Annotated in this window: 27 protein-coding genes and 2 pseudogenes; 9 read left to right on the forward strand and 20 right to left on the reverse strand. The window is 65.2% G+C overall.

Annotation, left to right across the window (positions count from 1 at the left end):
* Both AC1D14_RS21515 and AC1D14_RS21520 read left to right on the forward strand, forming a co-directional pair.
* Positions 1-265 (forward strand): annotated as a pseudogene (locus tag AC1D14_RS21515) (amino acid permease); the annotation flags it as partial.
* A gap of 212 nt (positions 266-477) precedes the next feature.
* Positions 478-2,235, forward strand: a complete 1,758-nt coding sequence (locus tag AC1D14_RS21520; protein WP_476969149.1) for a thiamine pyrophosphate-dependent enzyme — start codon at positions 478-480, stop codon at positions 2,233-2,235.
* A gap of 41 nt (positions 2,236-2,276) precedes the next feature.
* Here AC1D14_RS21520 and AC1D14_RS21525 read toward each other — a convergent pair whose 3' ends face one another.
* Positions 2,277-2,615: a hypothetical protein gene (locus AC1D14_RS21525; protein ID WP_476969150.1), complete on the reverse strand. Its 339-nt coding sequence runs from the start codon at positions 2,613-2,615 to the stop codon at positions 2,277-2,279.
* 41 nt (positions 2,616-2,656) lie between these two features.
* Positions 2,657-2,779 carry a hypothetical protein gene (locus AC1D14_RS21530; RefSeq protein WP_290369796.1) on the reverse strand — a complete coding sequence of 41 codons (123 nt, stop codon included), beginning with the start codon at positions 2,777-2,779 and terminating at the stop codon, positions 2,657-2,659.
* 66 nt (positions 2,780-2,845) lie between these two features.
* Between AC1D14_RS21530 and AC1D14_RS21535 the strand changes: the two genes are divergently transcribed.
* The gene (locus AC1D14_RS21535) at positions 2,846-3,418 is read left to right on the forward strand and encodes an MOSC domain-containing protein (RefSeq protein WP_230120675.1); all 573 of its coding nucleotides are present in this window, start codon (positions 2,846-2,848) and stop codon (positions 3,416-3,418) included.
* 44 nt (positions 3,419-3,462) lie between these two features.
* On the opposite strand, the gene AC1D14_RS21540 is transcribed toward AC1D14_RS21535, so the two are convergent.
* The 3 genes from AC1D14_RS21540 to AC1D14_RS21550 all read right to left on the reverse strand — a co-directional run bounded on the left by AC1D14_RS21540 (position 3,463) and on the right by AC1D14_RS21550 (position 6,396).
* Complete coding sequence (locus AC1D14_RS21540; RefSeq protein WP_476969151.1) at positions 3,463-4,365, reverse strand: DUF817 domain-containing protein; 903 nt, start codon at positions 4,363-4,365, stop codon at positions 3,463-3,465.
* 528 nt (positions 4,366-4,893) lie between these two features.
* The gene (locus AC1D14_RS21545) at positions 4,894-5,139 is read right to left on the reverse strand and encodes a YegP family protein (protein ID WP_476877574.1); all 246 of its coding nucleotides are present in this window, start codon (positions 5,137-5,139) and stop codon (positions 4,894-4,896) included.
* A gap of 318 nt (positions 5,140-5,457) precedes the next feature.
* Positions 5,458-6,396 (reverse strand): 5'-3' exonuclease, encoded by a 939-nt coding sequence (locus AC1D14_RS21550; RefSeq protein WP_230120681.1) that lies wholly within the window; start codon positions 6,394-6,396, stop codon positions 5,458-5,460.
* 422 nt (positions 6,397-6,818) lie between these two features.
* On the opposite strand from AC1D14_RS21550, the gene AC1D14_RS21555 reads away from it, so the two are divergent.
* Positions 6,819-8,258 carry a sensor histidine kinase gene (locus AC1D14_RS21555; RefSeq protein WP_476969152.1) on the forward strand — a complete coding sequence of 480 codons (1,440 nt, stop codon included), beginning with the start codon at positions 6,819-6,821 and terminating at the stop codon, positions 8,256-8,258.
* A gap of 28 nt (positions 8,259-8,286) precedes the next feature.
* Here AC1D14_RS21555 and AC1D14_RS21560 read toward each other — a convergent pair whose 3' ends face one another.
* Positions 8,287-8,973: a response regulator transcription factor gene (locus tag AC1D14_RS21560; protein ID WP_476969153.1), complete on the reverse strand. Its 687-nt coding sequence runs from the start codon at positions 8,971-8,973 to the stop codon at positions 8,287-8,289.
* A 207-nt stretch (positions 8,974-9,180) separates the two neighbouring features.
* Here AC1D14_RS21560 and AC1D14_RS21565 point away from each other — a divergent pair, with 207 nt between their 5' ends.
* Positions 9,181-9,594: a hypothetical protein gene (locus AC1D14_RS21565; RefSeq protein WP_230120686.1), complete on the forward strand. Its 414-nt coding sequence runs from the start codon at positions 9,181-9,183 to the stop codon at positions 9,592-9,594.
* Between the two features lie 246 nt (positions 9,595-9,840).
* Positions 9,841-10,290, forward strand: coding sequence for a hypothetical protein (locus AC1D14_RS21570; protein ID WP_476877572.1), 450 nt, complete (start codon positions 9,841-9,843; stop codon positions 10,288-10,290).
* A gap of 21 nt (positions 10,291-10,311) precedes the next feature.
* Here the strand turns inward: AC1D14_RS21570 and AC1D14_RS21575 are convergent, their stop codons facing one another.
* The 8 genes from AC1D14_RS21575 to AC1D14_RS21610 all read right to left on the reverse strand — a co-directional run bounded on the left by AC1D14_RS21575 (position 10,312) and on the right by AC1D14_RS21610 (position 18,046).
* The gene (locus AC1D14_RS21575; RefSeq protein WP_476877571.1) at positions 10,312-11,394 is read right to left on the reverse strand and encodes an L-idonate 5-dehydrogenase; all 1,083 of its coding nucleotides are present in this window, start codon (positions 11,392-11,394) and stop codon (positions 10,312-10,314) included.
* On the reverse strand, positions 11,394-12,164 hold the full coding sequence (locus AC1D14_RS21580; protein WP_230120691.1) for an SDR family oxidoreductase: 771 nt from the start codon (positions 12,162-12,164) through the stop codon (positions 11,394-11,396). The genes AC1D14_RS21575 and AC1D14_RS21580 overlap by 1 nt, the downstream gene beginning before the upstream one ends.
* Before the next feature lie 121 nt (positions 12,165-12,285).
* A complete protein-coding gene (locus tag AC1D14_RS21585) occupies positions 12,286-13,227 on the reverse strand; it encodes a 2-hydroxyacid dehydrogenase (RefSeq protein ID WP_230120693.1) in 942 nt (313 codons plus the stop codon).
* Positions 13,228-13,301: 74 nt separating this feature from the next.
* Complete coding sequence (locus AC1D14_RS21590) at positions 13,302-14,051, reverse strand: SDR family oxidoreductase (protein WP_230120695.1); 750 nt, start codon at positions 14,049-14,051, stop codon at positions 13,302-13,304.
* 73 nt (positions 14,052-14,124) lie between these two features.
* Complete coding sequence (locus AC1D14_RS21595) at positions 14,125-15,465, reverse strand: MFS transporter (protein ID WP_476877570.1); 1,341 nt, start codon at positions 15,463-15,465, stop codon at positions 14,125-14,127.
* A 55-nt stretch (positions 15,466-15,520) separates the two neighbouring features.
* The gene (locus tag AC1D14_RS21600; RefSeq protein WP_476969154.1) at positions 15,521-16,534 is read right to left on the reverse strand and encodes a 5-oxoprolinase subunit C family protein; all 1,014 of its coding nucleotides are present in this window, start codon (positions 16,532-16,534) and stop codon (positions 15,521-15,523) included.
* Entirely contained in the window at positions 16,531-17,256 is a 726-nt protein-coding gene (locus tag AC1D14_RS21605) for a 5-oxoprolinase subunit B family protein (RefSeq protein ID WP_476969155.1), read from the reverse strand. Before AC1D14_RS21605 ends, AC1D14_RS21600 begins: the two co-directional genes overlap by 4 nt.
* A gap of 1 nt (position 17,257) precedes the next feature.
* Positions 17,258-18,046, reverse strand: coding sequence for a LamB/YcsF family protein (locus AC1D14_RS21610; protein WP_476969156.1), 789 nt, complete (start codon positions 18,044-18,046; stop codon positions 17,258-17,260).
* 629 nt (positions 18,047-18,675) lie between these two features.
* Between AC1D14_RS21610 and AC1D14_RS21615 the strand changes: the two genes are divergently transcribed.
* Together AC1D14_RS21615 and AC1D14_RS21620 are read left to right on the forward strand one after the other, a co-directional pair.
* Positions 18,676-19,599, forward strand: coding sequence for a LysR substrate-binding domain-containing protein (locus AC1D14_RS21615; protein WP_230120705.1), 924 nt, complete (start codon positions 18,676-18,678; stop codon positions 19,597-19,599).
* Between the two features lie 124 nt (positions 19,600-19,723).
* Positions 19,724-19,969 (forward strand): hypothetical protein, encoded by a 246-nt coding sequence (locus AC1D14_RS21620; protein WP_230120706.1) that lies wholly within the window; start codon positions 19,724-19,726, stop codon positions 19,967-19,969.
* Positions 19,970-20,546: 577 nt separating this feature from the next.
* Here AC1D14_RS21620 and AC1D14_RS21625 read toward each other — a convergent pair.
* Positions 20,547-21,224, reverse strand: coding sequence for a 4-carboxy-4-hydroxy-2-oxoadipate aldolase/oxaloacetate decarboxylase (locus AC1D14_RS21625; RefSeq protein ID WP_476877567.1), 678 nt, complete (start codon positions 21,222-21,224; stop codon positions 20,547-20,549).
* A 26-nt stretch (positions 21,225-21,250) separates the two neighbouring features.
* Positions 21,251-22,459, reverse strand: coding sequence for an aspartate transaminase (locus AC1D14_RS21630; RefSeq protein ID WP_230120710.1), 1,209 nt, complete (start codon positions 22,457-22,459; stop codon positions 21,251-21,253).
* 538 nt (positions 22,460-22,997) lie between these two features.
* Between AC1D14_RS21630 and AC1D14_RS21635 the strand changes: the two genes are divergently transcribed.
* Positions 22,998-23,378 carry a hypothetical protein gene (locus tag AC1D14_RS21635; RefSeq protein ID WP_230120712.1) on the forward strand — a complete coding sequence of 127 codons (381 nt, stop codon included), beginning with the start codon at positions 22,998-23,000 and terminating at the stop codon, positions 23,376-23,378.
* A 75-nt stretch (positions 23,379-23,453) separates the two neighbouring features.
* Here AC1D14_RS21635 and purU read toward each other — a convergent pair whose 3' ends face one another.
* The 4 genes and pseudogenes from purU to AC1D14_RS21655 all read right to left on the reverse strand — a co-directional run.
* On the reverse strand, positions 23,454-24,377 hold the full coding sequence (gene purU / locus AC1D14_RS21640) for a formyltetrahydrofolate deformylase (RefSeq protein WP_476969157.1): 924 nt from the start codon (positions 24,375-24,377) through the stop codon (positions 23,454-23,456).
* Between the two features lie 11 nt (positions 24,378-24,388).
* The gene (cycA, locus tag AC1D14_RS21645) at positions 24,389-25,858 is read right to left on the reverse strand and encodes a D-serine/D-alanine/glycine transporter (protein ID WP_476882442.1); all 1,470 of its coding nucleotides are present in this window, start codon (positions 25,856-25,858) and stop codon (positions 24,389-24,391) included.
* Positions 25,848-26,681: a methylenetetrahydrofolate reductase gene (locus AC1D14_RS21650; RefSeq protein ID WP_476969158.1), complete on the reverse strand. Its 834-nt coding sequence runs from the start codon at positions 26,679-26,681 to the stop codon at positions 25,848-25,850. The genes cycA and AC1D14_RS21650 overlap by 11 nt, the downstream gene beginning before the upstream one ends.
* 41 nt (positions 26,682-26,722) lie before the next feature.
* Positions 26,723-26,982 (reverse strand): annotated as a pseudogene (locus tag AC1D14_RS21655) (lipoyl synthase); the annotation flags it as partial.

Genomic DNA, 26,982 nt, shown 5'->3' on the forward strand with positions numbered 1-26,982 from the left:
GGCCGACAAAGGCTGGCTCAAACGCCCCTCCTTCCGCATGTTCGGCGCCCCCTACACCGGCTACCTCTCCCTCCTCTTCCTCCTCGGCGTCCTCATCATGGTCTTCATCGACTCCCCCCTCACCCTCCTGGTCACCCTCGTCGCCTGCGCCCTCATGGTCGCCGGCTGGTACGCCTGCCGCAAACAAATCCACGAAATCGCCGAAGCCCGCGACGGCTTCACCGGCATGTCCCCCGTCATCGCCAACCGGACTCCCATCCGCTAGCAGGTCCAGCCATGAAGCCACAAAATTCCCTGAGCCCCCAAACGCACCGGCCGCCGACGGACAGCCAGACGACGGACAGCTGTGAGGACGGCTGCTTCTTCTGCACCGGACCGGAAACCGACTAGGCGCCACCCTCTGTTCCGCTGCATCCAGCGGAAATTCCCAGGCACCCTCACCCACCACACGTAAACCAACCAAGAAGACAAGAAGTGATGACAACGGAGTCCGCAGCAACCATGACCGCAACCGACACGCAGCCGTCCGAAGGCGACACCATCGACCAAGGCCCCCTACAGCCCACCCCCGCCACTGTCCGGGAGAACCTGAACGGCGGCAAGGCCCTAAAGTCCGCCGGGCACGTGATTGTTGACTCCCTCGCGGCCCACGGCGTCGAACGAACCTTCGTTGTTCCCGGCGAGAGTTTCCTGGACGTCCTCGACGGGCTGCACGGTTCTGACATCGAGACCGTGGTCTGCCGCCATGAGGGCGGCGCCGCCTACATGGCCGAGGCCGACGGCAAGATGAACCAGCGTCCAGGCGTCGCCATGGTCACCCGCGGACCCGGCGCCGCCAACGCCCATGTTGGCCTGCACACCGCGTGGCAGGACTCCACGCCTATGCTGCTGTTCGTAGGACTGATCCCGTTCGCCCACCGGGACCGCGAGGCATTCCAGGAATTTGATATCAAGGCCTGGTTCGACACGGGCGCCAAGCGCGTGATGGTCCTCGACCATGCCGAACGGGCGTCCGAGATTGTCGCGGAAGCCATGTTCGCCGCAATGAGCGGACGGCCGGGCCCGGTGGTGGTGGGCCTGCCGGAAGACATCATCCGCCAGCAGGTGGATCCGGCCCTGCACCCCACCATTCCGGTGGCTGCAGGCGGAATGAGCACCACGGATGCCGAAGCACTCGCCGGCGCCCTTGCACTTTCCAAGAAGCCGCTGTTTGTCACCGGCGGCAACGACTGGACCCAGGCAGCGGCAGACCAGCTCACCGAATGGCTTGAAAAGCAGCACATCCCGGCCGCCGCGGAATGGCGTACGCAGGGAACTGTCTCCTTCGACTCACCGTCCTACGTTGGTCCGATCGGCTACGGCCGGCCCCGCCCCACATACGACCTCCTGCAGGAAACCGACCTGCTCGTCTTCGTCGGGACAGTCCCCGGGGATGTCATCACGGATGGTTTTGTCTGCAGGCAGGACTGGAACAAGCAAAACTTCCTGGTGACCATAGACCCTTCGCTGCGCGGACGCTCCGGTCCCGTCTCGCGGCAGATCCTGGCAAAACCGGACGCCTTCGTCCGCGATCTGGTTCAGATCGACTTGCCGCCGAAGGAGGAGTGGAAAGCGTGGACTGCCAGGATGCGCAGCGAGCAGACGTCCTTCGCCGATCTGCCCCCGGCCACGCCGGGCGACGGGCCGGCAAAGATGGACACCCTGATGGCCAACCTGGTTCCGCGGCTCCCCGAGGACGCCATGGTTACTTTCGGGGCGGGCGAGCACACTAACTGGGCGCACCGGTACTTCCCCACGCGGCGCTACGCCTCAATGATCAGCGCCAGGAACGGCTCAATGGGCTACTCCATCCCGTCGGCCATCGCGGCCTCGCTGGCCAGCCCGCGGCGACGGGTGGTCACGATCGCGGGAGACGGGGAGTTCCTGATGAACGGCCAGGAGCTGGCCACCGCCGCTCAGTACGGTGCCACGCCGCTCATCATCGTGATGGACAACCAGGAATACGGCACCATCCGCACCCACCAGGAACGGCACTACCCGTCCCGGGTTTCGGGCACGCAGCTGAAAAACCCGGACTTCGGCCTCATGGGCCAGGCTTTCGGCGGCTTCGGAATCACGGTCACCCGTGACGAGGACGTGCCAGCAGCCCTCGACGCCGCCCTCCAGGCCATCGACCAGGATGGGGTGTTTGCCCTCATCCATCTCATTGTCGAACAGCGGGTTAGGGCCTACTGAAACGTCCGGAACATCGTGGCGGGCCGACGTATTTAATGAAACTAGGCCCACGTGGCACCGCCGGGAACTGAGTACCACGCGTAACGGAAGCGGACGACGGCGGGACCTCCCGCCGTCGTCCGCTTGCGTTGGGTGCCGCTCCCCGACAGGGCCGGCCAGCCAAGCTTCTCGTAGAACGCAGCAGAAGCCGCGGTTTCGTTGACAGTGAGGCTGAGCGAAGCGCCGAGTTGCAGGCGGTACTCCTCCTCGGCACGGAACCCGTCTGGGCAGCCATCATCGGAATCACCATCGCCCACGACAGCGTAGGGATCGCGGGGTACTGCGGCATCGCACTCATACTCACCGGCGCCGTCTGGGGCCGCTCCGTCGAACGAAACCATCGCTCCGCAAGGCAGGAGTCACCGGTGTTGGGGTTCCGGAGCTACCAGGTGGTGGCTTCGGAGCGCGAGGCGAGCCATCGGTAGTCGAACTGCCCGGCGCGCAGCTGGGCCCGGTAATTCTTCAGGATCTCCGCCCGGTCCTGTTCGTCTGCGTCGGTGGTCATGGCATGCCGTTACCCGCCAGACGCTGAACGGGTGCGCTGGCCGTGCGTGGCAGGTAGTTTGATGGCATGACGGCAAGCTACAGATACGACGTGGAGATCCTGCATCTGCTCGTGTCGCCGGCACACGCCTACTTCGGCCGCGCACGCGAGGGTGCGGCCGACGTCCCCACCACCGATGCCGACCAAGTCGAGCTGGTGACGGGCAAGGGCATCGTGGGTGACCGGTTCTTCGGCAAGGCCGCGCATATGGATGCCGCCGTCACCGTGTTCGCCGTCGAGGCTCTCGAAGCCATCGCCGCGGAGCTGGGGGCCGAGCGCTTTGACCCGCTGCTGACACGGCGCAATGTTGTCCTCAGAGGTGCCCACTTGGCTCCGCTGCTGGGCGGGGAGTTCGCGCTGGAATCGCGCGGGGAACTGGTGCGGTTCAGAGCCGGGCGGCCGGCCCACCCTTGTGCCTGGATGGATCAGATGCTCGCTCCGGGCGCCCACAAGGCCATGCGCGGGAGGGGAGGCGTGCGCTGCCAGCCGCTCTCCGACGGCACTCTGCACCGCGGGCCGGCTGTGCTGATCAGCCCTGTGCCGCTGGACCCGGGGAGTGCCGGCGTCCCCACCCTGCTGCGACCATCGCGGCTGCCATAGCAGTCGGCAAGGGTAGCCTCTAACGGAAGTCCCGCCGTCGTCCTCTAACGTTCCGCGGTGACCGCCGGGACGGCGGCTGTGCCAGTGTCCTCCTCAGACTGCTCGGGTGGCTCCGGCTTGTAGACCCACGCCACGAGCACCACCGAGATGATCATCAGCAGGAACCATGCGCCCAGCTTGTCGAGCGAGACCACGTGCCAACCGTTCAGCTGGCTCGGGTACAGCCACGCGCCGGACCAGGTGGCGATGTTCTCGGCTATCCAAATGAACAGTGCCACGAGCAGAAAAGCGGCGACCAGGGGCATCCGGAACTTCCTGCGGAACACGCGGAAGTGCATGACGCACCGTCCGAAGATGACAACGACGGCGGCCAGCAGGACCCAGCGGACATCGAAGATGTAGTGGTGCGTAAAGAAGTTCAGGTATATCGCGGCCGCCACGATCGCGGTGACCCACCGCCGCGGATACCGCGCGAAGCGCAGGTCGAAGAGCCTGTAGACACGCACCATGTAGGAACCGACGGCGGCGTACATGAAGCCGCTGAACAGCGGGACCGCTCCGATACGCAGAAATCCCTCGGCCTCATACGTCCACGACCCGACGTCGGTCTTGAACAGCTCCATGACCGTTCCGACCAGGTGAAAGAGAACGATCACCCTAAGCTCCCGTACGGTCTCCAGCCGCGTAACGACCATCAGAATCTGGATGACGACGGCGGCGAGGGTCAGGAAATCGTTCCTGGCAAGTGCGGCCTCGTCCGGATACCAAAGGCGCCCCGCCAGGATGACTGCGAGGAGCGCCGCGCCAAAGATGCACGCCCAGGCCTGCTTGAGGCCGAAGACCGCAAACTCGATGAGCCTGGAACGGATGCCGCTGGCGGGGGCATCATCCAGGTATCGATGTGCACGTTCATCGATACGGTGTTCTACGGACGTGAAGCTGCGCATTGGTACCCCGTTCCCCCGCCACGAGTGGCAATGTGTGTGACCTGAATCGCCGCAGGCGAGCGCATAATGCAGTCGAGTGGCGGTGACGCGCATTCCACGGTAGCCGAAGCCTGGACGACGGCGGGACCTCCCGCCGTCGTCTGCCTGCTTGAGCGTTGCGCCGGACACTTTTGCTCCGGGGCTTCGTAATATTCGAACGGCCCAGCGCCGGCGCAGCTGGATCATAGACAGACTGGTCTGTCTCTAATATGCTGACGCTCCCGATGGCGTGCACTCGCTTAGCCATCACCGGAAGAAAAGAGCCGCGATGTCAGAAGTGGTTGCGCTGGGAGCCAAGAGTGCATGGCAACGCCCCGCTAACAGAACACCTGGCTGCACATGCCCGGACTGGCGGTACACGCCCAGGCAGGCCAGGCCGACCGACCCCGGCTGTTCGCAGCACGGAGAACTTCACGCCGCCTGAAGGCACCATTTAGCATCCTCGACCCCGGGCATGGGCGGTCGGGCATGCGACGACTGGTCCTGCCCTCAGGCTGCACCGCTCCGCCGGGGTCCGGCTGCGGCCCGGCGGAGTGCCCGGCCAAGGGTGCGGAGCTCGCCTGCCGGTAACGGCCGGGATTCCTGCTCCCGCGCCGGCGCCGAACGCCCTGCCGCAGGTTTCGACCGGCTGCCCGGGCAAAGGTCGGCGATGTGTCCCATGCCGGCGTACTCTCGCACCGCGGCTATGCCGGCAACAGCCGCCGGCTTGTCGTCAAAGGCCTTGGACACAGCCATGACCGTTCCATCGGGTGCTGTGAGCCGGAATCTGACGTGCGATTGTGCGTCAATGAACAGTTCAAACAAACCGGCCATAGGTGTCCTCCCGTTCTGCGGGCTCCTGCCCGGGCGGCGACCCCGCCGCGAAAGGGTCCGACGGCATCCTTGCCGCCGGACCCCTTGAGGCGACGAAGCCCCAATTGATCGATTCATCAAGTGATCAACAGCTTGCCTTAGGCAACCAGCCGCGCGCAAGAGCCGACGGGCAACCCCGAGGAAAGACCCAGCCAATTCACAGCTGCGCCCTGCAACCGGACGGAGCCATGGGCAGCGATGTCAGTGATTCCGGTCGAGCGCCTCGAGGAGTCGCTTGACCGAGCCGCCGAGGTTCCATTCGGTGGCCAGCCGCTCGAGTTCGGCGCGAGAATCGCCGACGACAGGGCGCAGCTGCGCGCCCGCCTCCTCGAGCGTCGGCAGCTCGAGGTCACGGACGATGTTCACGACGGCGGGCGCAACCGTGAGGTAGTCGGTGGCCGCGGCGAGCTTCGACCGCACGGATGCGGACAGACCGCCTTCCGCGTCCGCCGCAGCCGCGAGCAGCCCGTCGAGCGTTCCGTACTCCAAGAGCAGAGACGCTGCGGTCTTCTCGCCGATGCCGGCGACGCCCGGTAGCCCGTCCGAGGCGTCGCCGCGGAGCGTTGCATAGTCGGCGTACTGCTCGGGCAGCACGCGGTACTTGCCGACGACGACCGCGTCGGTCATGATCTCGAGGTTTCTCATGCCGCGCGCGGTGTAGATCACCCGTACCTGACGGGCGTCGTCGACGACTTGGAAGAGATCGCGGTCGCCCGTCACCACATCGACCGGAAACTCGGCGTGGCTGGCGTAGGTGCCGACGACGTCGTCGGCCTCATGTTCGGCGGCCCCCACGACGGCGATGCCGGCGAGCTCGAGCACCCGGCGGATCATCGGAATCTGCGCCTGGAGCGCGTCCGGCACGATCTCCACGTCGGGGGATCCCTCAATCACCTCTGCGACTCGGTGCGACTTGTAGGTAGGAATGAGGTCTACGCGCCACTGAGGACGCCAATCGTCGTCCCAGCAAGCAACGAGGTGCGTCGCACCGTAGTCGGTGGTGAGCCGCGCGATCATGTCGAGCAGGCCTCGAACGGCGTTCACCGGCGTGCCGTCGGCGCGGCGGATCGTGTCGGGCAAGCCGTAGAAGGCGCGGAAGTACAACGACGCAGTGTCTAGCAGCATTAGGCGGTGGGGCATAACCGATCCTGACACGGATGCGCCCGGTCGCGCTGGACCGGCGCAGTTTAAAGTGCGGGCCACCTGAACCATTGGTATGACTCCGGGGAGCCATGCGCCCAACACGGCCAGCGCACTGGCCCAGGTTGTTCTCTGCCGTTTCCGGCCCGCACCGTCGGGATGACAGGACTTGAACCTGCGCCCCTGCCCCAATCAGGTGCTGCCAAACCGCGATACATCCCACTGACCCGGCGGAAGCCGCCGTGCCGGTCTAATTATTATGCGGACCCATCGCCGGGTTCCGCAGGGGCAGGCACATCCACGGACCCCCGTGCCGCCTTTTTACGTTATGGGGCAGGGACAGCAGGGAGAGCGGCTTCATCCCAGGTGCTTCCGACGCGTCGGGCTTTGTTAATGTCCGCTGGCGGCTGCATCCTTGGAGCATGGATGCCGTCCGGATGCTTGGCGGGCGGGGCCTGCCCCGGCCCCGCTGGGGTGTGCGAAAGCGCGCCACGGCCACTGCCGTCTTTGTCGTGGCCGTGGCGCTCCTCATTGGCGGCCTTACCCTGCTGGTGGCGCTGCAGACGTCGCTGGTCGCCGCTGCCGAGGCCGCCGCCCGGGGGGAGGCCGAGGAGGTCGCCGCCCAAATCTCCGGCCAGGGCCTGGACGAAGGGCGCCGCTTCATTGAGTCTGCCGCGCACTTTGGGCAATATGTCCAGATTCTGGATCCGGAGGGGTCGGTCCTTGCATCCTCGGTGCCTGCCGCGGCGGCAGCTCCGCTGACCGGTTTGCGCCCGGACGATGGGAAAACGCTGATTGAGGACGTACCCGAGCTGCCCAGCCTCGGTGACGACGACGACTTCCTGGTCGTGGCGACCGGAGTCCGGAGCGACGGCGTCCTCCGCACAGTGGTGGTGGCAGCCACGGTCCAGGTTGAGGCCAACACCCTTGCCACGGTGTCTTGGTTTGTGCTCGGCGCCACGCCGCTGTTGTTGACGCTGGTGGGGATCGCCGTCTGGGTGCTGGTGGGCCGGTCCCTTCGTCAGGTCGAGAGAATCCGTGACCAGGTGGCCATGATCAGCGCCCGCCGCCTGGACGGACGGGTGGAAGTCCCGCCCACCGCCGATGAGATGCAGGCTCTGGCGCAGACAATGAACTCAATGCTGGACCGGCTTGAGGCAGCCGACCTGGAACAGCGGCGCTTCGTCTCGGACGCCAGCCATGAGCTGCGCAGCCCCCTCGCCACCCTCAGCGCCGGCGTGGAAATCGCAGCGGCCGATCCTTCCGGACGTACATGGGAGGAGATGAAGTCGGTCCTTGCCGGCGAAACAGCCCGGATGCGGTATCTCGTTGAGGATCTGCTCACGCTGGCCAAGACCAACGACGGAGGGCTGCGCCTGGAGCAGGCCGATGTTGATCTGGACGACGTCCTTAACGGCGAAATCGGCCGCCTGCGTTCCACGAGCCTGCACCGGATCGAGGCACGCCTGGAACCGGCACGGATTACCGGCGATGCCCGCAGGCTTGCCCAGGTGATCAGGAACGTCCTGGACAATGCTGACCGGTACGCCAAGTCCGTGATTGCCGTCGAAGTTCACAGTGCCGAGACTCAAGTCGTGATAACCATCGATAACGACGGGCCGCCCGTGCCTGCCCCAGACCGGGAGCGGATCTTCGAGAGGTTTGTCCGGCTTGATGACAGCCGGTCCCGGGAACGAGGCGGAAGCGGCCTGGGACTTGCCATCGCCGCCGCAGTAATGGCCGCCCACCACGGCTCGATCGGGGCGTCGGAAGCGCCAGGGGGCGGATGCCGCTTTGAAATGGTCTTCTCCCACGCCGCGCCGGCCAGCGAGAGCCGCACCGGCAAGAAAGTCTCGCGCTAACTCCAGCCAGACCCGTAGTCTCACAGGGCTATTCCATAGCGGTCCTGTCGGCGGTGAGCAGATATCCCATGCCCCGCACGGTCGTCAGGGTCTGCACACCGAACGGGACATCGATTTTCCGTCGGAGGTAGCCAATGTAGACCTCCACGACGTTCTCGCCGCCTTCAAATGCCGTATCCCACACGTTGTCCAGAATCTCGCCCTTGGAAACCACTTGGCCAGGCCGTCGCATCAGGTATTGCAGCAGCGCGTACTCCTTGGCGGTCAGCACAATCGCTGCCTCGCCGCGTTGCACTTGGYGACTTGCCGTGTCGAGGCTCAGGGATCCCAGCTCGAGGACAACGGGCCGCTCGGGCGCTCCGCGGCGCATCAGAGCCCTTATCCTGGCGACCAGGACGAGGAAGCTGAACGGCTTGGTCAGGTAGTCGTCCGCTCCCAGGTCAAAAGCGTCTGTCTCGTCATACTCGCCGTCTTTGGCCGTCAGCATCAAAACGGGCGTCCAGATTCTGCGGCCGCGGATTTCTTTCAGCACGTCGTAGCCATTCTTCAATGGCAGCATCAGATCAAGCAGAATCACGTCGTAGGGCTTCTCCGTCGCAGCCCATACCCCACTGACCCCGTCGTGGACCACGTCCACCACGAATCCTTCGTTGGACAGCCCGCGGCGGACGGTATCGGCCAGCTGCTTTTCGTCCTCGACCATGAGAATCCTCACGCCTGCACCGTCCACTCATTCTCGAAATTTTCCTGACAGAGAGTTTGCCCTGCCCTTGCGACAAGGTTTCTCAGCTTGCTCTCATGTTCGGTGCACGATGCTGATCATGAGACCGGTAACCCTGTACAGGAAAGAATGCCACCCATGTACCAGATCATGCGTCAGGCCGCCGGACCGAGAAGGACCAACTAGAGGAAGAGAACGTCTGTGGCAAACATACGATGGCTTCTGGTTCCCAACCCCGAATGGGTCCTGATGTACCGGCGCGGCCTCACCCGCGGGCAAATCTCCGAGCAGACGGGGGCGCCGATATCGACAGTGGGTTACCACCTGGCCGCCGCAAGGACCGACGATCCGACGCTCCGTGAGGAGCACTATGCCGCCGCCAACGGCAACCCTGCCAGAGCAACCCGACGAAGTGTCCAACGCATGAACGACCTCGTCAGCATGGTTCAGCAAACAGGCCGGTACCCCGCCAGCAACGCGTCCGAAGTCTCCGAACGCAGCCTCGCTGCATGGCTCCGCCGCCGCCGCCGCGACGCTGCCGCGGGATCCCTTACCCGCATGCTCGATGACGGCCTCAGCGTCCTGCCGGACTGGAAGAACTCCCCCAGGGCGTAGGCCGAGGCGGCGTATCCGCAGGACGCCCCGGGGGCGTTCCTGCTACCTGCATGCTTTGTGAATGCCTATTGTCACGCATTCAGATAATTAGTATTGTGCGCCCAACTGGACTTTCGTCTGCATCAGGCGGCGCCGGAATTGGCGCTGCCGTCAGGGGCTCCGCCCCGTCCATTAAGGCGTCTAATCACCGCACTCGCCGCCAATACGGAACACAGGACGCCACGCATCCATTCAAGGGAGAACCTGATGCTAGGCACCAGAAGCCGCCTCGCCGCCGTCGCTCTTACCGTCGCTCTCATGGCCATAGCCGCCCCCGCGCAGGCAGCCCCCGCCACACTCGTCAGCACGGGGCCGGGAATCCTCGTCGCCGACGGCGCCGCTGTCGATGTTCCCGTCACCTTCGTGTGCGACACCGACCCCGCCCTGCTCATCGCAGTACCCGTGGTCCAACTCACCCAAAGGGTCAGCGACGGCCGGATAGCCGGTGGCGGCGGAAACGAACAGATCAACTGCACCAGGAAGGCCCAAACCGTCACCATAAGGATCGTTCCCAATGTTATGGCGTTCAACGAAGGCCCCGCCGCAGCTTCGGTCTTTCTGCAGACCTGCAGCGCGCAGTTCCAGTGTTCCACCGTCATTAGTTACACCGAAATTACACTCGCCAAACGAGCCGACGCCGGGCTGCGCCAACGATAAACATGCCAAGGACAGCCGGGCTCAGCCTTCCGTTGCGGACCCGAAGCTCAGGAGCACCTTGCCGGACTCAGCCGAGTTGCGGGCCACAGCGAATGCCTCCAACGCCCGGCTGACCGGGAACTCGTGGGTGATGACCGGTTCGATGTGCAGAGTGCCGTCAGCCAGTGCGGCGATGACGCCGTCGATCTCGTCGTTGAAGCGGAAGGAGCCGCGCAGTTCGAGTTCCCGCGTGATGGCCAGGGAGATCAGGACCGGCTGGGGACCTGTGGGCAACAGGCCGACCATCACCACCGTGCCACCGCGCGCGGCGCCCTGGATGGCGGACGCCAGTCCGTGGTGGTTACCGGAGGACTCAATCACCACATCGGCCTCGACGGCGGCGATCGCCTCCGCGTCGGAGGCGGCCAGGACCTCGTCGGCACCCACGGCCGTGGCGATCTCGAGCGGTTTCTCATGCATGTCGACGGCGACGATCCGGGCTGCGCCGGCCCGTTTGAGGACCGCCACAGCCAGCGCGCCGATGGGCCCGCTGCCGATCACGAGCGCCGTCTTGCCCGCGACGTTCCCGGCCCGGGCCACCGCATGCCATGCCACGGACGCCGGTTCGATCAGCGCAGCGGTACGCAGGTCCAGGCCTCCCGGGAGCGCACGGAGCATCCGCACCGGCAGGTTCACGTAGCGGCTGAACGCGCCGTCGGTGTGAGGGTAGCGGGCTGCGCTTCCCAGGTAGGTGCAACCGGGCGAGAGGTTGGGCCGGTCGGCCGGATACCGCGCCGCACCGGCACGGGGCGTGGCCGGATGCACCGCGACCGGCGTTCCCGCCCCGGGGCCGGTTCCGTCCGCCGCGGCGCGGACCACGGTCCCGGAAATCTCATGGCCGAGCACCAGCGGGGCCTTCAGGATGGATTCACCGGCTGCGCCGTGCAGCCAGTAATGCAGGTCGGAGCCGCAGATGCCGCCGTAGTGGACTTCGACGACGGCCTCATCCGCGGCGGGCGCCGCAAGCGGAACGTCGTCGATCCGCAGGTCGCCCTTGGCGTGGGCAACGACCGCCGGTCCAGAGACAGGGAGGGCCGCGTTGGTGGGGACCGTTGGCGTTCCCATCAGACCACCACCGTCATTCCGCCGTCGATGAAGATCGTCTGGCCGTTCACGAAATCCGAGCCGCTGGAAGCCAGCCAGACAGCCGGCCCCGCCAGGTCCTCGACTGTGCCCCAGCGGTGCGCCGGGGTCCGGCCCAGGATCCAGGCGTTGAATTTCTCGTCGTCCACCAGATTCTGGGTCATCTCGGTGTGGATATAGCCCGGCGCAATCCCGTTGATCTGCAGCCCCGAACCCGCCCACTCCGCGGTCATCGCCCGGGTCAGGTTCCGCAAACCGCCCTTCGCCGCAACGTACGGCGCGATCGTGGGGCGGGCCAGGTCCGTCTGCACCGAACAGATGTTGATGATCTTCCCGCGCCCGCGGGGAATCATGTGGCGGGCTGCTTCCCGGCCCACCAGGAACGCACTGGTCAGATCCGTGGAAATCACCCGCTCCCAGTCCTTCACATCCAACTCCAGCAGCGGCACCCGATGCTGGATCCCGGCATTGTTGACCAGTATCTCAAGGGGACCCACGTGCTCCTCCACCCACGTGATGCCCCGCGCGGCCTCGGCGTCGCTGGTGACATCAAACGCGATGCTGTGCACCCGGCCGGGCGCATAATCGGCGGCCATCGCCGCCTCCGCGGCCTTGAGCCGTTCCGGATTGATGCCGTTCAGGACCACGGTGGCACCGGCGTCAGCCAGTGCCCGCGCCAGCGCGTTGCCGATGCCCCGGCTGGAACCGGTCACCAGGGCCACCCGCCCGGTCAGGTCAAAAAGTGAATTCATGAAAAGAGCAGCTCCTTCGCCGCGGTCTGCGCGGTAGTCGCGGTTGGTGGTTCCTATGTATCGCGAACGTACACTTGTGGCCCTCGCGGCCAGGGCCGCAAGTGTCCGTTCGCACTGTTGTCTAGAAGGGCCCGCGTTGCACCAGATTCGCCGGAGTCTGCCCGGCGGCGAGGGCTTCGAGCTGCTGCCGTAGGAGCTTCAGGATCCGTGGCTGGAAGGCGGACGCGTTGCCGCCGATGTGCGGGGTGATCAGGGCGTTCGGTGTTGACCACAGCGGGTGGTCCTGCGGAAGCGGCTCTGGATCAACGACGTCGAGCGCGCATTGCAGCCGCCCGGAAAGGACTTCCTTGGTCAGCGCAGCAGTGTCCACCACCGGACCGCGCCCCACGTTCACCACCAGGGCTCCGTCCGGCAGGGCAGCCAGAACCTCTTCGCCGATCAGCTGATGGGTCTGCTCGCTCAGGGGCAGCACGGTGACCAGAATGTCGTGCGTAGCGGCGAGCGCGGGCAGCTCCGACGATGCGTGCACCTCGCCCTGCTCGTCAGTCCGGGCCGCACTCCCCACCCGGGTGACCGTGACCTCGAAGGGCTCCAGACGGCGGGCGATCTCATGCCCGATCCCGCCGACGCCTACCAGCAGCACGCGCCTGTCAGCAAGGGACTGGCGCCGCTCCGGCCGCCAGAGGCCGTACTGCTGGTCGCGGACAGCCTGGTCGATGCCGCGCAGCTTAGCCAGGATCAACCCCACGGCCAGCTCCGCCGTCGCCGCCGCATGGACGCCGGAGGCACTGGCCACACCGGCCGCCGGACCGGCCGCTTCGATAACTCCGTCATATCCGGTCGACTGCGTCTGGACGAACTTCAGGTCTTCAACCTTGGCGAGGGATCCCAGAACCGCAGAGGCGTCGATGTAAGGGAGGATGACGCCGTCGATCTCGCTCAGCGTCCCGCCGTCGGGATCCGACTTCAGGTCCCAGACCACCCCTCTCAGGCCCTCGGGAAGGGGTGAGAGATCGGCGAGAAGCTGCGGGTCGGGAAAGCTGACGGTGCGGACTGTTTGCATCGGAAAAACCTCTCGGGTCTATGGGTCTGGGGTGTGCTGGGCGGCCGGGGCGGTGCTTGCCGGGGCCGACGCGGCTAGCGCCGGTCGAACGTGAGCCCGCCGGGGACCTGGAATGTGGGCATGATTTCCAGCATGCCCACATTCACGTGCCGGGGCGTTTCGATGGCGTAGTCCATGGCGTTGACGATGTCGTCGGTGGTCAGGGACTCGTAGCCTTCGTAGTACGTCTTCCACGCCTCTTCCATGGCTTCCGGGGTGCCTCCCATGTTGCGTCCGAAGATCTCCGTTTCGACGCGTCCGGGGCAGATCTCCGTGACGCGGATGCGCTTGCCCACGGTGTCGTTGCGCAGTTGCCGGGAGATCTGGTGCACCGCCGCCTTGGTGGCGTGATAAACCGTGTGGCCGTAGAAGTTATAGACACCGGCGATGGAGCTGATGTTGATGACGTGCCCGCGGTCGCGTTCCACCATGCCCGGCAGCACCAGCCTTGTCAGCTGGAGCAGGCCGCGCAGGTTGACGTCAATGAGTTCGTCGATGTCGCTCTCGCTGGAGTCCAGGAGGTTTCCCGGCCGGGACACTCCGGCACAGTTCACCAGGACATCCACCTCAAGATCGCCGACGGCGGCAGCCAGCGCCGCCGTGTCGGTCAGGTCGACGACGTGGGGAATCGCCCCGGTCTTGTCGGCAAGGTCGTTCAGGCGTTCCTCGTTGCGGGCCACGGCGTGGACGGTGAGTCCCCGCTTGGCCAGGCGTTCGACGATCGCGGCACCCATCCCGGTGGAGGCACCGGTGACGAGGGCTGTTGAATAATCTGAAAAGGGCATCGAAGTCTCCTGGTTGGTTTGCAATGCTGTGCTTGCCGCTGCGTAGTGGTGCAAGCACGGGGGTGGTCCGTGGTTAGGCGTCCCGGAGCGGCAGGTGCGCCCGGTCCTTGACCGTGCTGACGGCGGCAAGGGTGCCCAGCGCGGTGATGACGGCGTAGAAGGCAGGCATGTAGATGTTGCCGGTGGATGAGATCAGCCAGGTCATCAGCAGCGGTGCCGTGCCTCCGAACAGTGCGGAAGAGATGTTGTAGCCCAGGCCGTAGGCGGAGTAGCGCACCCGGGTGGGGAACAGTTCCACGATCAGGATGTGGATCACCGCGGTGTGGCCGGCGAACACGACGGCCATGATGCAGGCGCCGAGGATCGCCAGTGCCATGTTGCCGGTGGCGATCAGGGCGTAGGAGGGAATGCCAAGGACTGCCATGGCGATTGCAGACCCGGCGATGACCTTCTTGCGTCCGATCCGGTCGGAGAGGGCGCCCATGAAAGGAATGGCGATGCAGATGACCACCAGGCTGCAGGCGGTGACCAGCAGGGCCTGACCGATGGTGAAGTTAAGCTGCTTGCCCTTGAGGAAGGTGGGCATGTAGGAGAAGAGGACGTAGTAGCCGGAACCGTTCATGAGCGGGATGAACAGGGCCAGCAGCATAGCGCGCCGATGTTCGGCGGAGGCGAAGGCTTCCTTCAGCGGGTTCTTGGACAGCCCGCCTTCTTCCTTCAGCTTCACGAAGTTGGGGGTGTCGCTGATGGCCTTGCGGATGTACCAGCCGATGACGCCCATGGGGATGGCGATGAGGAACGGGATGCGCCAGGCGAAGGCGCCGAAGCCGCCGCCGTCGATCGCAGCTGCGGTGAGCCACGGGGACATGGAGAACGCTACGAGCGTACCGGTGAGGAGGGCCGCAAAGGATGCGATCTGTGCGTAGGAGGTGATGATGCCGCGCTTGCCTTCCGGGGCGTGCTCAGCGAGGAAGGTCATGGCGCCGGCGGCTTCACCGCCCACGGAGAAGCCCTGCAGCATGCGCAACAACACGAGCAGCACCGGTGCTGCGATGCCGATGGCCGAGTACGCGGGCAGGAGCCCTATACCGGCGGTGGCGGCGCTGATCAGCAGGATGACGAAGACCAGTAGTTTCTGCCGCCCGATCCTGTCGCCCAGGAAGCCGCAGACAACGGCTCCGAGGGGGCGGACGAAGAAGGACACGGCGTAGCCGGCGAAGACAAACAGCAGGGCGTTGTCCGGGTTGCCGGGCGCCAGGAAGACGAGGGCAAGCGTTCCGGCCATGAAGGCGAAGATGCCGTTGTCGTAGAGTTCCACGAAAATGCCGACGCAGCCGGCAGTGACAACTTTGCGGGTCTGCTTGCCGCTGAGCCGTTCTTTGTGCGGCTGGGCCGCGTGCGTAGAAGTTGACATGGCTTTCCTTACTAAGGGGAATGGTAACAAGGCTTTTGATCTGATGGGAGGGCGCTTAGCTTCCGGCTGCCGGTGCCAGTTTTGGCCAGCCGGGCTGGTTGCCGATGCCGAGGAGGGAGAAGACCGTGCCGACCGTGGAACGGAGGTTCTCCAGATCCCGCAGGGCCGCCCGGTACTTCGCTGTAGCTTCGGGAACGGTGGTCTTGCGGAAGGTTATGGTGTGGCCCGGGCGGGCCTGGGCGAGCACGTCGAGCGAGCGGCTGGTAACCACTGCAAGGACGGGGTAGCCGGCGGTGACACCGCGGCCCCGGTGCAGCACCAGGAGTTCCTCCCGGGACGGCACTTCGATGGCTCCCACCGGGACGCCGCGGGACAGCACTTCGGCTGTGGACTGGCGTTCGGGAAGGGCGCCGCCGAGGCGAAGACCGATGTGGTTGCTCCGGGCACTGACGGTGTATTCGGTGTTGAAGAGCAGTTCGGCGGTATCGCCGAACTCGTCAACGTCGGGGCCGTCCGTGACATCAATGACGGCGTGGCTGCTGAACTCCGGCCGGGACAGTCCCAGCCGGAACAGCGGCAGGTCGAAGTACGGCTGCCGTATCGGGCCGACGCTCCGCGAGGTCTTGAGTTCGGTGCCCTGGGAGAGCCGCAGGCCGAAGCCGATGACGGTGTCGGGGGCGCAGCTTCCCAGCAGGATCGGCGCTTCCACCGAGCCATGGACGGCAACGTAGGCTCTGAGGCCTCCGGTGATCTGGCGCAGTGCAACGGTTTCCCCGGCGCGGACGGACACCGGTTCCCATTGCGGGCATTCGCGGCCGCCGACCGTGAGGGTAAGGGGCGCGCCGGTGACGGCAATGAGAATGTCCGTAGTGGCGCGCATCCGGAAGTCCAGGGCGGTTACTTCCAGCAGCGGAGCGTTCTCCTCATTGGCGGTGAGGATGTTCGCCGCGCGTGCCGAGAACTGGTCCAGCGCGCCGTTCACGGGCAGCCCGAACCGGGGTCCCCGGAAGCGGCCCAGGTCCGTGACCACCGAGTGGCCGGGATGCTGGATGATCAATGAGCCGGTCATCGTGCCGCCTCCATTTTCCGGCCTGCGTAGCTGGCGAACTCCTCGGGCTGGATCTGGCGGAACCTCAAGATGTCGCCGGGGACGTAGGGAACAAGGGGTTCGCTCGTGGCGTCAAGAACGGTCAGGGGCGTCTGGCCTATGACGCACCATCCGCCGGGCGCCACGGCCGGCGCAATGACTGCCTGCCGGCCCGCGACGGCCACAGCTCCTGCCGGAACGGACAGGCGGGGGTCCTTCAGCCGCGGGACCGGGAGCGGAAAGTCGGGTCCGTCCATCATGGGTGAGCCGGCGGGCGCACCCAGGCAGCGGATGACGTAGGACTTGGCCGTGTGAAGCTCGATGATCTCCTCGACGGAGAGCTGCTCATGTTCGGCCACGCGCTCCAGGTCCGGGCCGTACTCGCCGCCGTAGACAACCGGGACGCTGAACTCGCGGGGAGTCCGGGCGGGCGCACCGATGAAGTCGAGCTGGCGCAGGCCGAGCAGGACGAAGGCCCGGACCTGGCGCGCCGAGGTGACGCCGGGGTCGAATTCCACGAGCAGTGAATCGTACGTTGGCACGGCCCCGTGGACGCCGTCGGCCCCTGCGGCCTCCAGCCATCCGGCAAGGGAATGTACGGTGATCCAGTTGGCCTCACTGTCCGGGGAAGACGCGACGACCCGAAGGGCGGCGTCACCGGACTCGAAGATCTCGACCGAAGTTGGGGTTGGGGTGGGGGCCATGTCAGGCAACCTTCAGCTTGGCGGCCAGAACCTGGGCGAGCGGGGCAATGGTCACGCCGGCGTTCTCCAGTTCAGCTCGGACCTGCCGGGCCAGCAGAACGGCGCCGTGGGTGTCTCCGTGCAGGAGTACCGTGTCGGCGACGATGGGCAGATCGGTGCCGGCAACGGTTTCGATGAGCCCTTCGCACACCATCCGGACGGTGCGGTCCACGATGGTCGAAGGATCGTGGATGACGGCGCCGGGGCGGCCGCGCGGCACCAGGGTGCCGTCAGCCTCGTAGGCCCGGTCGGCGATGCCCACGATCCCCACCGGGAGCCGGCGCGCAGTGGCTGCGGTGGCCAGTTCGCCGTCCTGGGCCAGGACGATCAGGGCGGCGTTGATGCGGGCGGCGGCGTCAGCCACGGCTTCGGCGTAGTCGGCGCGGGTGGCAACGAGGTTTCCCAGCCGGCCGTGCGGGGCAATGTGGGCCACGCTGGCGCCGTGATAGGCGGCGAAGGCAGTCAGCGCGCCGAACTGGTAGAGGACGTCGTTGCGGACCTCATCCGCCGTCAGGTCCATGGCGCGCCGGCCGAAGCCGCGGAGGTCCGGGAAGCTCGGGTGTGCTCCGATGCTGACCCCGAGCCGAACGCATTCGGCGACGGTCGCGTTCATGATGTCCGGGTCACCGGCGTGGAAGCCGCAGGCGATGTTGGCGCTGGAAACCACCTCGAGGAGGGCAGCGTCGTCGCCCATCGAGTAGGCGCCGAAGCCTTCTCCGAGATCTGCTACGAGATCAACTGAGAGTCCCATGTGAGCCTTCCTCGAGTGTGAGCTGCAACGTTGCCCCGCAGGGCGACGTGGTCAGCTGCCGGTAGTGAAGTGATTGTCCCGATCCGGCCCTGAAGGGGGCTTCCGACGGGACGGCCCGAACTGCCGGGCTTCCATAAAAAAGTCTGGCACCGCGAGTTTGATCACACAAAGACGTAATCCATGTCACGGGATAGGTGCCGGTTATGACGGGTTTGCCGCCGGCACGCCTGCAGGGGTGACCGCAGCACGGCGAGGCAGCGCCTCCAGGGCCGCCCAGGGTGGCGGATCTCCCGTTGGTTAGTGCTCTCATTTGTCACCTCTTTCTCCAACGTAGGCTCCGCACTTGCGTTGCGGGACGGCGAATGCATTCAAGGTACGGAGCGCATATTTCGGAAATGTGAAAAAGCGATATCCATTTCCACAAGACCGCTTCTATGCGAAATGCATCTGATGTCATCATGGAATTGCATGTCACCGGAGGGGATAGAATGTACGATTAGTGAAATAGCGTTCTGGGTTCAACCTAGTGTCAGCGATGTGGATCACACAAAGACGTATTGCGTATCCCTCCACAGCATCCGGTTATGACCGTCCCTGGGTTCAGGACGCCGCAGAGAGAGAAGGCGGCCATGGATACGCGGAAGCTTGCGTACTTCGTCCAGATCGTGGATTCGGGAAGCATCACCAAGGCTGCGGCGGCGCTGCACGTTGCCCAGCCAGCCCTGAGCCAGCAGGTTTCGGCTTTGGAGACTGACCTCAAGCAGCGCCTGCTGATCCGCAGCAAGCAGGGGGTCCAGCCCACAGCCGCCGGGCACACCCTATACCGGCATGCGCAGTCAATCCTGCGGCTGGTGGCGCAGGCGCGGCAGGACGTCGCCAAGTCGGGGGCCGCGCCATCGGGTCGCGTGTCCATTGCCATCGCGCCCTACAGCATGGCGTCGAGCCTGACGCCGCAGATCATCAGCGAGGTGGGCCGCCGGTACCCCGACATCATCCTGCATGTCACGGAGATTTACGGCGGCGTCCTGAGCGAAGCCATCAAGAACGGCCGGCTCGATATGGCCCTCATCTACGAGCCGGGCCCTATCCGCGGCGTCCAGTTCACCACGATGATCGTCGAAGATCTGCACCTGGTGGTCAACGCCAAGCGGCTGGAGTCCGGGTCCGCGATCGGCGAGATAACGCTGGAGGAGGTGGCACACTTCGGGCTCTTCCTCCCCGAGAAGATCCACACGCTGCGGCAGGCTGTCGAGGCAGGTTTCGACAGCAAGGGGCTCAAACTCCAGCTGGTGGGCGAAGTGGAGTCGGTGCCGTCCCTGACGCGGCTCCTCCGGGCCGATCTGGGGGCCACGATCCTGCCCAAGTCAGCCGCGGACGCGCTGTTCCATGAAGAAGACTTCTATGTCTTGCGGATCGTGGATCCGGCACTGCAGTGCAAGATCGCGCTTTGCACGCCGGACCACGACCCCCTCTCGGAGGCGGCGTCGGCGGTGCTGCTTGTGCTGAAGGAAATGCTCCAGGAAATGCTCAGCGATAAGTATGGCCGCCCATAGCTTTGGCTTATTAGGGCACGCATCATTTGTCTTAGTAACTGGGCGCCGGGGATTCTAATATTGGTGGCAAGCCAAGAAATTGCAGCGAATCAATTTTCCGCAAACAATCAACCGGGAGCCTGCCATGAAAAAGATCAGCACCACCAGGAGAATTTCAGACCCGAGACTGGGACTGATGGCTAAAACCGGGTCCCATTGCCCGACCAATGGCTTCTGGCGCCCCCAGGACCGATCCGCTGACCCGGTCTTTGTTTTCGAGGGCAGCATCATGCCGGTCAGCGGCGGCGGTTCGACGGTCTGGTACCTGGACGATGCCGTCTTCGGCGCCCCTGCTTATTCGGTGCCCCACGGGGGTCTGATTAGCGGCTGACTGCACCGTCAGCTGCAAAGCACGCTCAACTGCGGGCGCCGCCGCACAGTTATCCGTACGACGGCGGAGCTGCCGCGGCTTGGGCGGCCACCCCGCCCGCGCTGAGGGACCCTCGCGGAGCCGGCGGCACGCGGCCGTTCCGCCGGCCGATGTGCTGCAAATTCTCTTTTATCAGCGGAGGTTCAACGAGGGCCCGCGCAGCGGCGACATCGGGTGCGGGGAGGACTCTGGGCAGGGTGCAGCTTTCGATGCCTGGCTCCGCCGGCTCTACACCGCCCCCGGGACCGGCAACCTCATCGCCATGGATTCGAGGGCACGCCTGTTCCCGGCACACCATCGAACTCCACACCCCCACCGGCCACAGGCACTACTCCACCGCGCCGCCGCTGCCCGGAATTGTGCTGCGCGAAGCAGGGTAACCCGAAGCAGGGTAACCCGCACGGCCACGCCCACCACCGCAGCCGTCGAAGCCACGGCAGGAGGACCGCCGCCGCAGAATACGAGCCTCAGGCGGGGCAGAAGACTGCCCCGCCTGAGCCAATGCCGGCACCTCCCGGGCACCGCTGCCGCGATGTGACTATGCGTGCTCTACGAGCAGCCCCTTGGCCCTCAGAACCTCGGTGAGGTTGCACAGATCGATGGTGGTCCCGCCGGCCTGGTAGAGGCGGATGAGGTCGCGCTCGGCGTCGTCGCGTTCCTGCGAGAGGCGGATGACTTCCTCGATCTCGTCCTTCCTGACGACCACCACACCGTCCGCGTCGCCGCGGAGGACGTCACCGGGATAGATGATTTCGTCGCCGAAGACCACAGGGTGGTTGATCGGGCCGATCGTTTCCTTGACGGTGCCTTTGATGGAGACGCTGCCGGAGAAGACGGGCAGCCCCAGTTCGATGAGGTCCTGCGTGTCGCGGACGCCGGAGTCCGTCACCAGGCCGGCGAGGCCCTTGGCCTTCATGGCGTTGCCGAGGACGTCGCCGAACGTTCCGGCCTCCTCGTACTCCCCTGCCGCGGCCAGGATGACGTCCCCGGCCTCGGCGTAGTGGATGGCCACCTGCAGCATGAGGTTGTCCCGAGGAGCGCAGCGCACAGTAGTGGCCGGACCGCAGAAGGACATGCTCCGGTCGATCGGCTTGATCTTGGAGCTGAGGGCGCCCTTGCGGCCCTGTGCCTCGTGGATGGTGGCGGACGAGAACTTGGCCAGGCGGCTTACGGCGTCGGCGTCGGGTCGTTCGATGGTGGTCTTGACGTGAATCACGGCGTTTTTCCTTCGGTGGGTGTGGATCAGTTGAGGGCCTGGACGGCCTTGTCGATGGCGGCGATGGACTCTTCGATGATGTCGAGGCTGGTCGCGTAGGAGATGCGGAAGTAGGGGCCCAACCCGTAGGCCGATCCCTGGATGACTGCCACGGAAGCGGCCTCAAGAAGGTAGAGGGTGAAGTCCTCATCGTTGCCGATGACTTTTCCCTCGGCGGTCGTCTTCCCGATGACCCCCGCACAGTTGACGTACGCGTAAAAGGCGCCTTCCGGCGTCGTGCATGACAGCCCGCCGACGGCGTTCAGTGCGGTGACTGCCACATCGCGCCGGCCGCGGTAAACCTCGACGCTGTCATGCACGAAGCTCTGGTCGCCCGTGAGGGCGGCGGCGCTGGCGGCCTGGCTTACCGAGGACGGGCAGGATGAGATTTGGGACTGGAGCTTATTGATTGCGGCGATCACCGGGGCCGGTCCTGCCGCGTATCCCAGCCGCCAACCGGTCATGGCGTACGCCTTGGACACGCCGTTGACCACGAGGATGCGGTCCCTCAGTTCCGGGGCCACCTCCACCAGGCTGGAGATCCGGCCGGTGCCGAAGTAGATCTGGTCATAGATTTCATCGGTCAGGACGTAGATGTGCGGAAAGTCCGCGAGGACGTCGGCGAGTGCGCGCAGTTCCGCCCGGGAGTAGACGGCGCCTGTGGGGTTGGACGGCGCATTCAGGATGATCCACTTGGTCCGCTCGTTGAGGGCGCCGCTTAGGGCTTCCGGTGTGAGCTTGAATCCCACGTCCTCGCCGCAGGGAACCACTACAGGCGTGCCTTCGTTGGCGAGCACCATGTCCGGGTAGGAGACCCAGTAGGGGGCGGGTACAACCACTTCGTCGCCCGCGTCCAGGGTAGCCATGAAGGCCGTGAAGATGACCTGCTTGGCGCCGCCGCCAACGGTGATCTCGGCCGGGGTGTAGTGGATGCCGGTGCGCATCTCGAGAGTCTGGAGGATCGCCGTCTGCAGGGCGGGCGTTCCGGTGACGGAGGTGTACTTGGTCTCGCCCCGGCTGATGGCCTCAACGGCTGCCGCCTTGATGTGCTCCGGGGTGTCGAAGTCCGGCTCACCGACCGTCAGGTCCAGGATCCGGCGCCCTTCTGACTTCAGCTCACGCACGCGGGCGGCGGCGGCCACGCTGGCGGATTGCTTGATGCGGGACACTCGCGATGCAGGTACAAATTCAGACATGGTCTCTTCCTAGGGATTCAGGAGGGAGCGATATTTGCTTCCTTCGACCCTAGGGAATCCGGGCGGCTATGGATAAGACCTAAACTGCGTGGACGGATAAGCGTCTCTTATGGCCTGCGGCAGTCATGGCGTCGGTCCTCGGCTGTGTACAGCGCGAGACCTCTGCTTTTGGCCCCTAGCCAAGGCCGAACCCAAACTTTTTGATTATGGCTCCACGCACTATTGGTATTTCCGCGGGGTGGCCATCCCGTCTAGCCTTCTACGTAACCGGCCCCGACTGGCGCGGCCGTTTTCCGGGTCGGCTCGCGTGCCGACGCGGACCGACTCCAATCCGAACCGAGGAGTGCTCTTGGCCGTTCTGCACCGCTCCGACCGCCCGGAGGTTGCTCCGACACCGGAATCACGTCGGCGGCGTGCCCGTACCGGCTCGTACCGCTACCAGGGAACACCAAAACCCGACCCAACTGCTGTCCAGGCTGACAGGATACGGAAGTTGCTCAGGGAGGACCGGCAACGGATTTCTTTCAACGCCAGCAGCATGCGCGCGCTCTCCGTCCGCCTAAACCAACAGATTGCCCAGGCGCTCTGTGACGGCATGAGGATCACGGGCCTGGCAGAAGCCTCAGAACTCTCCCGCTGGACAATCCGGACAATCGGCCTGTCGTCCGAGGACCTGCTCCCGTCCGGACTGCCGGCCGGGCAGCACCTTGCGGTGATCAGCCAGTTGACGTCCGAGTTGGCCGAGCTTGAGGAGTCGAAGGCAATCCTTGAGGAAAGTCGACTGACCCTCATGGCTGCGGCACGCCGGCTTGGCGTCATGGATGACTACGAGCTCGCGGCTCTGAGCGGACTCCAGCGCGATACCGTCCAGAAAATGACAGGGTGCCGTCGGCCGGAAACCGGTGTCCTCCCGGCGTAGGCGGGCCCTGATCCGCTATGCGGCGGAGTCCGGGTTCCATCCTGGTCCGCCCTCGCGGACCAGGATGGAACTGCCCTATCGCAAAATCACAGTGCGGTTGCCGAGCAGCAGGATTCTGCCCTCGCAATGCCAGCGGACGGCGTTGCGGAGGGCCGTGCATTCGGCGTCCCGGCCGACCGCGACAAGGTCGTCGGCGGTGTACGTGTGGTCCACGTCGATGACCTGCTGCGAAATGATGGGGCCCTCATCGAGTTCGGCGTTGACGTAGTGCGCCGTGGCGCCCACGGTCTTAACGCCCCGGTCGTAGGCCTGGTGGTAGGGCTTCGCACCCTTGAAGCTGGGCAGGAACGAGTGGTGGATGTTGATGGTCCGTCCTGCGAGCTTGGCCGAAAGCCCGTCACTCAGGACCTGCATGTAGCGGGCCAGCACCACGAGCTCCACATCGAGGCCGTCGACGAGTTCCAGAAGCCGGGCTTCGGCGTCGGGCTTCGTGTCCTTGGTGACCGGCAGGTGGAAGAACGGGATACCGTGCCACTGGACCAGCCCCTCCTGCTCGCGGTGGTTGGAAACCACGGCGACGATCTCCACCGGGATGTCGCCCGTGCGTGCCCTGAACAGCAGATCATTGAGGCAGTGGCCCATTTTGGACACCATCACCAGGACGCGGCGCTTGCGGCCGTGCGGCTCCAGCTGCCAGTTCATCTTCCACTTCTCCGCCACAGCCGTGAAGTCCCGGCGCAGCTCCTCCGTGCTGAAGGACTCCTGCGCCCCGGGCTCCTGCGGAGAGGAGAAGTGGACGCGCATGAAGAAGTGCCCTTCCCCCTTGTCCCCATACTGCTTGATGTCGATGATGTCGCAGCCGTGGCTGAGCAGGAATCCTGAGACCGCGTGGACGATGCCAGGCGACTCGGCACAGTCGACGGTCAGGACATGCTCGACCGTTGCGGCAGGTACCTCAGCTTTCGGTATGGGCCTGTTCAGGGTTTGGGCAGTGGTCATTTGTACAGTGCTCATTTCTTCACGTTCCCAAGACCCCGCCCGGTGGCCTCGTGCGCCAAATCCTGAGTGAGTTCGGCCTGGAACGTTGCATAACGCGCCAGATGGGCGGGGCGACGGCGCAGCACCAACCAGGCGGCGCCGAGCACGATGAACCAGACGGGCGTGACCAGGAGCGCCGTGAGGGTGTCCGGCTGCGTGGTCAGCGTCCAGAGCACGAAGGCGAAGAACGCGAAGACCACCCAGACCATGGGGACGCCGCCCGGCATCCGGTACTTGGAAGCCTCATGCAGGTGCGGGCGGCGCCTGCGGAAGGCCAGGTAGCTGGCCAGGATGATGGACCACACGAAAACGAAGCAGACAGCCGACACGGTGGTCACCATGTCGAAGGCTTTGCCGATGTCCTGGCCCGCGTACATCAGCACCACGCCGGAGAGAAGCAGAACGCAGGAGAGAAACAGGGCATTCTGCGGAACCTTGCGGCGCGAGAGGGCACCGAAGACGGACGGAGCGTCGCCTTCCTGGGCCAGCCCGTACACCATCCGCGAAGTGGAGTAGATGCCGGAGTTGGCCGAGGACATGGCCGAGCTGAGCACCACTAGGTTCACCACGGTGGCGGCGGCGCCCAGGCCCGCAAGGGAGAACATGGCGATGAACGGGCTGTGGCCGGCCTGGAACTGGGTCCAGGGGGTGACGGACATCAGGATGATGAGGGCGCCCACGTAGAAGAGCAGCACACGGATGGGGATGGAGTTGATGGCCTTGGGCAGGTTCTTCTCCGGGTCCTTGGCCTCTGCGGCGGTGGTGCCCACGAGCTCAATGCCCACGAAGGCGAAGACTGCGATCTGGAAACCGGCCACGAATCCCATGAACTCGTTCGGGAAGAAACCGCCGTGGCTCCACAGGTTCGTGAAGGTGGCAGGGCCGGCGTCGGACTGGAACCCGCTGAAGATCATGAACAGGCCCACCACGATCAGCGCCGCGATGGCGATGATCTTGATCAGCGCAAACCAGAACTCCGTCTCGCCGAACGCCTTCACCGTGGTGAGGTTCAGGAGCAGGAGGATGGCCACGGTTGCCAGGCCCGGGATCCACAGCGGCACCGAGGGCCAGAGTTCCTTCGAATAGCCCGCTATGGCGATGACGTCCGCGATGCCTGTGATCACCCAGCAGAACCAGTAGGTCCAACCCGTGAAGAAACCGGCCCAGGGACCGAGGAGGTCCGCCGCGAAATCGCTGAAGGATTTGTAGTTCAGGTTGCTCAGCAGCAGTTCGCCCATGGCCCGCATGACGAAGAACAGCATGAAGCCGATGATCATGTAGACGAAGATGACGGAGGGCCCTGCCGCGGAGATGGTTTTGCCCGAGCCCATGAAGAGGCCTGTGCCGATTGCGCCGCCAATGGCGATCAGCTGGATGTGCCGGTTGCTGAGCTGCCGCTCAAGATGCGGCGTTTGCTGGGAAGTTACGGTTTCAGTTGTCACGTGCTGCTCCTCGAATCAATGCTGGATGGAGTGCTGCTGAGGTTGACGCCTGGTCTGGCCCTCCGGGAACCGAATCAAGGCTGTTGAAGCTGTAGAGATGGATGCCCGCGATGTTGCCGGGCTCGCTTTCCAGCCCGGTCACCAGGCTTTGTGGCGAGTAGCTGTCACCACTCAGGAGTTTGCGGGCCAGCGGGCCCTTGCGGCTAAGGAACTTCAGGGAACTCCCGACGCCGATCTGCGTCGCCAGCGAGACCAGCTTGGTCCGCGGAACAGACCCTGCCACGCCGGCCCAGACGGGCAGCCGCACGCCTTCGCGGCGCAGGAGCGCCGCGTAATCAAGGATTTTCGGCGCGGAGAAGCACATCTGCGTGACAACGTGCGAAGCCAGGTGCTGTTTGGCCAGCAGCGCGTCCAGCACGTCCACGGGACCAGCAGAAGGGTGGCCCTCCGGGTAGCCCGCAACGCCTGCCCGCATCGCGCCGCCGGAGTACTGCGCGATGTCCTCCAGAAGCGGAAGGGCGGACTCGTACGGGCCAGCTGGACTCTTCCGGTCTCCGCCGATCACGAACACCTCGCCGATGCCGGCAACGCCGCAGTCGCGCAGGATTCCGGTGAGGTCAGCGCGGCTATGCAGGCTACGCCCCGCGAGATGCGGGATCACTTTGTAGCCGAGCACGCTCAGCTGTACCGCCGTGCGCATGGTCCGCTCGATGCCGTGATGGGGCAGGCATGTCACGGTGAGCGTTGTGGTCAACGGCACCTGGGCCTTGACCCGCTCAACGATTCCCTCTGAAGGGATGATTTCTATTCTGATGGGGAACATCTTTGGTCCTCTCTGAACATCAGGGTGGTGGGTCCGGAAGGTCAGGCCGTGCCTGCGAGCAGCGAGCTGGCTTCCTGGCGGGTGCTGCCGGAGCTTTCGATGTGTGCCAGTTCGGCGGGGATTTCCCAGCCTTTCTTGCGCATCGCGGTGGCCCAGAGCCGGCCGGCACGGTAGGAGGACCGGACGAGGGGTCCGGACATGACGCCGAGGAAGCCGATCTCGTCCGCTTCCTGCTGGAGGTCCACGAATTCCTGTGGCTTGACCCAGCGGTCCACCGGGAGGTGCCGCTCGGACGGGCGCA

It is taken from the genome of Arthrobacter sp. P1_B11 (genome assembly GCF_056406715.1).